This window comes from Micrococcus sp. HMSC31B01 (assembly GCF_001816085.1).
In the GTDB taxonomy this organism is placed as follows: Bacteria; Actinomycetota; Actinomycetes; order Actinomycetales; family Micrococcaceae; genus Micrococcus; species Micrococcus luteus.
The window spans coordinates 1-8,161 of the sequence record NZ_KV825179.1; the positions used below are offsets into that span (position 1 = coordinate 1).

Here is an 8,161-nt window from a genome sequence, read left to right on the forward strand (position 1 = left end):
CCGGCGCCGGGGCGGGGGACGCCGTCGGGGACCCGGCCCTGGCCGCGCTGCGCGGCCTGCACCTGCGCGTGGCCGCGGACGTCACGGAGGAACGCCACCAGCGGTTCGGGGCGGAGCACCCCGAGGTGATCCTGGCCCGGCAGGGCTCCGGGTTCCGGCGCGTGGCGCGCCTGGACACCGCGACGGCGGGCGTGCTGTCCGCCTCCGACGGTGAGCTGTCCGTGGGGCAGCTGGTGGGCGCGGTCGCCGCGCTGCTGGAGCTGGACGACGTCGGGCGGGCCGGCCTGCTGGCCGCGCTGCGGGAGCTGTACGAGGACGGGTTCCTGGTGGAGGGCTGACGATCGGGCGGTGGCGGGCGCGGGGACGCCGGGCGTTATCGTGGGCACCGCGCCCCCTACGATGTGGGGACGTCCGCCCGACGCCGGCGTGCACCGCGCACCGGCCCGGAACCACCGCCTTCCCCGTCCGAGGAGGACCCCCTTGTCCACGTCATCCGCTTCCGTGACCGCTCCCGTGCCCGAGGGCAAGAAGCTGGTCATCGTGGAGTCCCCGGCCAAGAGCAAGTCCATCGCGAAGTACCTCAACGCGGTGGGCTCCGGCTGGGTGGTGGACTCCTCCGTGGGGCACATCCGCGACCTGCCCAAGCCCTCGGACCTGCCGGCGGACATGAAGAAGGGCCCGTTCGGGAAGTTCGCCGTGGACACGGAGCACGGCTTCACCCCGTACTACGTGGTGCACCCGGACAAGAAGAAGAAGGTCGCGGAGCTCAAGCGCGAGCTCAAGGACGCCGAGGCCCTCTACCTCGCCACGGATGCGGACCGGGAGGGCGAGGCCATCGCCTGGCACCTGCTGGACACCCTCAAGCCCACGGTGCCGGTGTACCGGATGACCTTCGGGGAGATCACCCAGGAGGGCGTGCGCCGAGGCCTGGAGAACATCCGCGAGCTGGACACGGCCCTCGTGGACGCCCAGGAGACGCGCCGCATCCTCGACCGCCTGTTCGGCTACGAGCTCTCGCCGGTGCTCTGGCGCAAGGTCTCCCGCGGGCTCTCGGCGGGCCGCGTGCAGTCGGTGGCCACCCGCCTCGTCGTCGAGCGTGAGCGGGAGCGCATGGCCTTCGTCTCCGCCCATTACTGGGGCGTGGAGGGCACCTTCACGGTGGCCGAGGGCGCGCAGGCCGCGGACGCCGTGGGCAGCTCGTTCACGGCCCGCCTCAGCACAGTGGACGGCGAGCGCGTGGCCACGGGCCGCGACTTCGACGACGCCGGGCGGCTCAAGGCCTCCGCCGGCAAGAAGGTGACCCACCTGGACGAGGCCGGCGCCCGCTCGCTGGCCGAGGGTCTGCGCGGGGCGGACTTCACGGTCGACTCGGTGGAGGACAAGCCGTACACCCGCCGCCCGGCCGCGCCCTTCACCACCTCCACGCTGCAGCAGGAGGCCGCCCGCAAGCTCCGCATGAGCTCCCGCGTCTCCATGCAGGTGGCCCAGCGCCTGTACGAGAACGGCTACATCACGTACATGCGCACGGACTCGGTGAACCTCTCGCAGGAGGCCGTGCAGGCCGCCCGTCGCCAGGCCACCGAGCTCTACGGGGCGGACGCCGTGCCGGCCCGGCCGCGCGTCTACGCCAAGCGCAACGAGACCGCGCAGGAGGCCCACGAGGCCATCCGACCCGCGGGGGACTCCTTCCGGACCCCGGCCCAGGTCAAGGCCGAGCTGCGCCCGGACGAGTTCCGCCTGTACGAGCTGATCTGGAAGCGCACCGTGGCCTCGCAGATGGCCGACGCCAAGGGCTACACCGCCACGCTGCGGCTCTCGGCCACCGCGCAGGACGGTCGCCTCGCGCAGTTCAGCGCCTCGGGCACCGTCATCACGTTCAAGGGCTTCCTCGACGCGTACGAGGAGGGCCGGGACGCCGAGGTCGACGGCGAGAACGCGGAGGCCAAGGACCGCCGCCTGCCGCAGGTGGCCCAGGGCGAGCGCCTCACCGGTGACCCGATCGAGGCCACCGGGCACGAGACCTCCCCGCCGGCCCGCTACACCGAGGCGTCGATCGTCGCCGAGCTGGAGCGCCGCGAGATCGGGCGTCCTTCCACGTACGCCCCGACGATCTCCACGATCATGGACCGCGGCTACGTGTCCAAGCGCGGCACCGCGCTCGTCCCGTCGTGGACCGCGTTCGCGGTGATCGGCCTGCTCGAGGACTACTTCGCGAAGTACGTGGACTACGACTTCACGGCCCGCATGGAGGACGACCTCGACCGGATCGCCGCGGGCGAGCTCGGCCGCGAGGCCTGGTTGCAGACCTTCTACTTCGGGGCCCCCGCCGCGGAGACGGAGAAGGGCGTCGAGGGCCTCAAGCACGTGGTGGACAACCTCGGTGAGATCGACGCGCGGGCCGTGAACTCGCTGCCGATCACCGAGGACATCACCCTGCGGGTGGGCCAGTACGGCCCGTACCTGGAGCGGTCGCTGCCGGCCGACGCGGAGGCGGGCGCCACCCCGCCCCGCGCCAACGTCCCCGAGGACCTGGCCCCGGACGAGCTCACCCCGGCCAAGGCCGAGGAGCTGTTCGCCACCGCCCAGCCCTCCGAGCGCGAGCTCGGCACGGACCCGGAGACGGGCCGGACCGTCGTCGCCAAGGACGGGCGCTACGGCCCCTACGTCACCGAGGTCATCCCCGAGATGAGCGAGGAGGAGCTGCAGGCCTGGCTCGACGCGCAGCCCACCGAGTACTACAAGAACGGCAAGCCCAAGCCGAAGAAGAAGCCGGCCAAGGAGAAGCCCCGCACCGGCTCCCTCTTCACGAGCATGTCCGTGGACACCGTGACCCTCGAGCAGGCGCTGCAGCTGATGTCCCTGCCGCGCGTCGTGGGCGCGGACGCCGAGGGCGAGGTCATCACCGCCCAGAACGGCCGCTTCGGGCCCTACCTGAAGAAGGGCTCGGACTCGCGCTCGCTCGAGTCCGAGGACCAGATCTTCAGCATCACGCAGGAGCAGGCCCTCGAGATCTACGCCCAGCCGAAGCAGCGTGGCCGCGGGGCCGCCAAGCCGCCGCTGGCCGAGTTCGGCGAGGACCCGGTCTCCGGCAAGAAGGTCACCGTGAAGGAGGGCCGCTTCGGCCCGTACGTCACGGACGGGGTCACCAACATCACCGTCCCGCGCGGCCGTCAGCCCGAGGAGCTCACGGCGGAGGAGGCCTACCAGCTGCTCGCGGACAAGCGTGCCAAGGGCCCGGCCACCCGCGGCGGTGCCAAGAAGCCGGCGGCCCGCAAGGCCCCGGCCAAGAAGACCACCGCGCGGAAGAAGGCCTGAGCGCCATGCGCCTCGGCGTCCTGGACATCGGGTCCAACACCGTCCACCTGCTGCTCGTGGACGCCCACCCGGGGGCCCGCCCCGTCGCCTACGCGGAGCACAAGCGCTCCCTTCCGCTGATCCGCTACCAGGACGCCGACGGGGCGATCACGGAGGAGGGACAGCGGGAGCTCGTGGACTTCGTCCGTGAGGCCGCCGCGTTCGCGGAGGAGCATCGGGCGGAGGACATGATCTCGTTCTGCACCTCGGCGATCCGCGAGTCCGCGAACGGCGCCGCCGTGCTGGCCCGCGTGCAGGCCGAGACCGGTGTGCACCTCTCCGAGCTCACGGGGGACCAGGAGTCGGCCATGACGTACTTCGCCGTGCGCCGCTGGCAGGGCTGGGGCGCCGGCTCCATCCTGAACTTCGACATCGGCGGCGGCTCCTTCGAGATCGCCTACGGCCAGGACGAGCTGCCCTCGCACGCCCTGTCCCTGCCGCTGGGCGCCGGCCGCCTCACCCGCGACTGGGTGCTCGAGGACCCGCCCAGCCCCAAGGCGGTGAAGAAGCTCCGCAAGCACGTGGAGAAGCGACTCGAGGAGGCGTATACGGCCTTCCCGCGCATCGAGTCGCCCGTGGTGGTCACCGCCACCTCGAAGACGTTCCGCTCCCTCGCCCGGATCACCGGGGCGGCGCCGTCGGCGGCGGGCCCCTTCGTGAAGCGGCACCTGCGCGCGGACGACCTGCACCTGTGGGTGAACCGCCTCGCGGCGATGACCGTCGCGGAGCGGGCGGAGCTGCCCGGCGTCTCGGACGTGCGCGCGCACCAGGTGTTCGCGGGGGCGATCGTCGCGCTGACGGCCATGCGCACGTTCGGCATCGCCCAGCTCGAGATCTGCCCGTGGGCGCTGCGCGAGGGCCTGATCCTCAACCGCCTCGACGCGCTCATGCTCGAGGGCCACCTCACCCGGGACGGCCGGCCCGGCGTCGGCCACGTGAACCTCAACCCGGACACCCTCCTGCCGGGACTGAGCCTGGGGGTGCGCTGACCATGCCGGACTCCACCGCGCACCTGGCCCCCGCGGCGCGCTTCGGAGCGGACATCCCCGTGACCCTGTCCTCCTCGTCCGTGTTCCCCCTGGGCACCCAGGACGTGTTCGCCACCGCCGAGGACCTCGGCTACGACGGCGTGGAGGTCATGGTCACGCACAACGCGTGGAGCCAGGACGCGCGGCGGCTGACGCGGCTGTCCGAGCGGCACGGGATGCCCATCGACTCCATCCACGCGCCCACCCTGCTGTTCACGCAGCAGGTCTGGGGCTCCGCGTGGTCCAAGATCCGCCGCTCCGTGGAGCTGGCGCAGGCCGTGGGCGCGGCCACCGTGGTGGCCCATCCGCCGTTCCGCTGGCAGGGCACGTACGCGGTGCGCTTCGCCGAGGGCATCCACGAGCTCATGGCGGAGACCGGCGTCGTGATCGCCGTGGAGAACATGTACCCGTGGCGGGCCTACGGCCGCGAGGCCAAGATGTACCTGCCGCACTGGAACCCGCTGCCCGAGCCGTACGAGCACATCTGCTGGGACTTCTCCCACGCGGCCATCGCGCGGGCGGACTCCCTGGCGGCCGTCCGCGAGCTCGGCCCGCGGCTGCGGCACGTCCACCTCACCGACGGCAACGACTCCGGCAAGGACGACCACCTGGCCCCCGGCGAGGGCACGCAGCGCGTGGCCGAGACCCTGCGCCACCTGGCGACCGCGGGCCTGGCCGGCACGGTGTGCGTGGAGGTGGGCACGCGCGGCGTGGAGTACGCGGGCCAGCGGGAGGAGATGCTCGCCGCCTCGCTCGCCTTCGCGCGCGATCACCTGGCCGCCGGCGGGACCGACCACCACCACGACGACGCCCCGCGCCCGACCACGAAGGAGACGGACCGACCATGAAGCTGACCATCCTGGGCCTGGGCACCATGACCGGGGCCATCCTCGCCGGAGCCCTCGACGCCGGCGCCGTGCGCGCCGAGGACGTCACCGCCACCACCCGCTCCGCCGCCTCCGCCGAGAAGGCCGCCGCGCAGCACGGCGTCACCGTGACCTCCCAGGAGCGGGACGAACGCGCCAACCATGCCGCGGTCGCCGAGGCGGACATCGTCCTGGTGGGCGTGAAGCCGAAGGACATGGTCGCCACCCTCACGGACCTGGCGCCGTCGCTGCGCCCCGAGACCGTGGTGGTGTCCGTGGCAGCCGGCGTCACCTCCGCGACCATGGCCGCCGTGCTGCCGGCGGGGCAGCCGATCGTGCGGACCATGCCGAACACGCCCCTGACGGTGGGCTCCGGCGTCGTGGGCGTGGCCCCCGGGCCGGGCGTCACCGAGGAGCAGACCACCGCCGTGCGCGCCCTCTTCGAGGGCTCCGGCCTGGTGGTGCCGGTGGCCGAGGAGCAGCTCTCCGCCGTGGTGGCCACCGCCGGCTCCGCCCCGGCCTACGTGTTCCTGCTGGCCGAGCTGATCGCCGCCCACGGTGCGGAGATGGGACTGGACGCCGCCTCCGCCGAGGCCATGGCCGCGGCCACCGTCAAGGGCGCCGGTATCATGCTCCAGCAGGAGGGGGCCAGGGCCGAGGCTCTGCGCAAGGCCGTGATGAGCCCGAACGGCACCACCGAGAAGGCCGTGGAGGCGTTCCTGGACGGCGGCATGGACGACCTCGTGAACCGTGCCATGGACGCGGCCGCGCAGCGCGACAAGGAGATGGCCGAGGAGTTCGGGGCCTGACGGTTCCGGCGTGCCTCAGGGCCGGGCCGCGAACCGGTCGATGAGGTCGGTGTGGCCCGAGACGATGAGGGTGTCGCGCGGGCCCACCCGGGTGTCCGGCTGGGCGTAGGTGAAGTCCTCGCCCGGGGTCTTCACGCCCACCACGGTCACGCCGTACTTGGATCGCACGTGGGACTCGGCGAGCGTGAAGCCCACGCACTCGGCCGGCGGGTACATCTTCACGATCGCGAAGTCGTCGTCGAACTCGATGAAGTCGAGCATGCGCCCGTTCACGAGGTGGGCGGCGCGCACGCCGGCGTCGTGCTCGGGGAAGATCACGTGGTTCGCCCCGATCCGCTTGAGGATCGTGCCGTGCGCCTCGCTGATCGCCTTCACCCAGATGTGGGGGATCTCCAGGTCCACGAGGTTCACGGTGATCAGCACCGATGCCTCGATGGAGGTGCCCACGCCGACCACCGCCGTCGAGAAGTCCTGCGCGCCGAGCTGGCGCAGGGCCTCGGGGTCGGTGGCGTCCGCCTCCACCACGTGGGTGAGCGAGGGGGCGAAGCGCTGCACGAGGACGGGGTCCCGCTCGACGGCGAGCACCTCGCGGCCCTGGGCGACGAGCTCCTCGGCCGTGGCGGCGCCGAAGCGGCCCAGCCCCACGACGAGCACGGGGGCGTTGGGATCGGTGCGCTGCGGGGTGTCAGCCAATGACCGGCCTCTCGACGGGGTAGCGGTAGAGCACGCGCCGCTGGCGCAGGGCCAGGGCGGCGGCGAACGTGATCGTACCAACGCGGCCCGCGAACATCATGGCCGTCAGGACGTACTTGCCGGTCGGTGGGCTCTCCGCGGAGACGCCCACGGAGAGCCCGCACGTCCCGAACGCGGAGATCACCTCGAACAGGGGCCGCTGGAGGGACTCGTCGGTGATGTGCACCAGCGCCAGAGTGGCCACGAGCACGAGGGTGGCACCGAGGGCGAGCACCGCGATGGCCACGCGCAGGGACTCGGGGGCGATCGTGCGGCCGTGCGCCGTCACCTCGCGGTCGCCGCGCGCCTCCGCCACGATCGCGAGGAACATGATCGCCAGCGTGGTCACCTTGATGCCGCCCGCGGTGGAGGCGGACCCGCCGCCCACGAACATGAGCGCGTCCATGAGCAGCAGGGACTCGGGCTGGTGCGCGTTCGTGTCGTCGATCGCGAAGCCGCCGGAGCGGGTCATCACGGAGCCGAAGAGCGAGTGCCCGACCCGCTGCCAGAAGCCCATGCCGGCCTGGGTCGCCGGGTTGTCCGCCTCGAAGAAGAAGAGGGCGACGGCGCCGAGCACCAGCAGTGCCAGCGTCACCTCGACCGTGAGCTTGGTGTGCAGGTTCCACTGCCGGAACCGCCACCCCTTCTCCAGCAGCACCATGACCACGGGGAAGCCGAGCGCACCGAGGAACACGCCGACGCCGAGCACCGTGATGATCACCGGGTCGTGCATGATCTCCGGCAGGCCGTCCACGTGGAGGGTGAACCCGGCGTTGTTGAAGGCGCTGACCGAGTAGAAGACCCCGTGCCACAGGCCGGTGAGCCACGAGCCGGAGATGGCCGCGAACCGCGGCACGAGGAAGAACGCCAGCGCGGCCTCGGCGGTCAGCACCGTCACGACGACGACGCGCAGCAGCCGGCCGACCTCGCCGAGATTCCCGGAGGGCATGCCCGCCTGCTGCGTCGCCAGCTTCGACCTCAGACCCAGATGCCGGGAGACGGCCAGCGTGAGCAGCGAGGCCATCGAGAGGATGCCCAGGCCGCCGATCTGGATGGCCACGAGGATGATCACCTGGCCCGCGGGGGACCAGTGCACGGCCGTGTTGACGGTGGTCAGACCGGTCACGGAGAAGGCGGAGACCGCGGTGAACATGGCGTCGTGCAGGGGGGTGGCGTGGCCGTCCGCCGCGGCCCACGGCAGGGCGAGGAGCCCGGTGAACACCAGGGCCATGAGGGCGAAGGCGGAGAGGGCGGCGCGGGCCGGGGAGCCGCCCACCACGGAGCTGACGGCGCGGCCCGAGCGCCGCAGCGCCGTGCGCAGGTCGGTCGAGGACTCCAGCGTGGAGGCCTGGCCGGGCCGGGGGAGTCCGCC

Annotated in this window: 6 protein-coding genes and 1 pseudogene; 5 read left to right on the plus strand and 2 right to left on the minus strand. The window is 72.5% G+C overall.

The annotated features are described in order from the left end of the window. From HMPREF3105_RS07600 to proC, 5 genes and pseudogenes are all read left to right on the plus strand, one after another. A pseudogene (locus tag HMPREF3105_RS07600) lies at window positions 1-338 on the plus strand (methyltransferase); the annotation flags it as partial. A 142-nt stretch (window positions 339-480) separates the two neighbouring features. Continuing rightward, the gene (gene topA, locus HMPREF3105_RS07605) at window positions 481-3,315 is read left to right on the plus strand and encodes a type I DNA topoisomerase (protein ID WP_070709093.1); all 2,835 of its coding nucleotides are present in this window, start codon (window positions 481-483) and stop codon (window positions 3,313-3,315) included. A gap of 5 nt (window positions 3,316-3,320) precedes the next feature. Beyond that, window positions 3,321-4,343 carry a Ppx/GppA family phosphatase gene (locus HMPREF3105_RS07610; protein WP_036341216.1) on the plus strand — a complete coding sequence of 341 codons (1,023 nt, stop codon included), beginning with the start codon at window positions 3,321-3,323 and terminating at the stop codon, window positions 4,341-4,343. Window positions 4,344-4,345: 2 nt separating this feature from the next. Continuing rightward, window positions 4,346-5,230, plus strand: a complete 885-nt coding sequence (locus tag HMPREF3105_RS07615) for a sugar phosphate isomerase/epimerase family protein (protein ID WP_049147923.1) — start codon at window positions 4,346-4,348, stop codon at window positions 5,228-5,230. Further along, window positions 5,227-6,057: a pyrroline-5-carboxylate reductase gene (gene proC, locus HMPREF3105_RS07620; protein WP_070709094.1), complete on the plus strand. Its 831-nt coding sequence runs from the start codon at window positions 5,227-5,229 to the stop codon at window positions 6,055-6,057. Before HMPREF3105_RS07615 ends, proC begins: the two co-directional genes overlap by 4 nt. Window positions 6,058-6,072: 15 nt before the next feature. Here proC and HMPREF3105_RS07625 read toward each other — a convergent pair whose 3' ends face one another. Together HMPREF3105_RS07625 and HMPREF3105_RS07630 are read right to left on the minus strand one after the other, a co-directional pair. Next, window positions 6,073-6,750 (minus strand): potassium channel family protein, encoded by a 678-nt coding sequence (locus HMPREF3105_RS07625; RefSeq protein ID WP_070709095.1) that lies wholly within the window; start codon window positions 6,748-6,750, stop codon window positions 6,073-6,075. Next, on the minus strand, window positions 6,743-8,161 hold a 1,419-nt coding region (locus HMPREF3105_RS07630; protein WP_070709096.1), incomplete at its 5' end, for a TrkH family potassium uptake protein. The genes HMPREF3105_RS07630 and HMPREF3105_RS07625, both read right to left, overlap by 8 nt.

What these genes read in the sequence shown, in the direction of transcription:
- HMPREF3105_RS07615 (WP_049147923.1), top strand. Translation starts at nt 4,346, where the DNA reads ATGCCGGACTCCACCGCGCACCTGGCCCCCGCGGCGCGCTTCGGAGCG.
- proC (WP_070709094.1), top strand. Translation starts at nt 5,227, where the DNA reads ATGAAGCTGACCATCCTGGGCCTGGGCACCATGACCGGGGCCATCCTC.
- HMPREF3105_RS07610 (WP_036341216.1), top strand. Translation starts at nt 3,321, where the DNA reads ATGCGCCTCGGCGTCCTGGACATCGGGTCCAACACCGTCCACCTGCTG.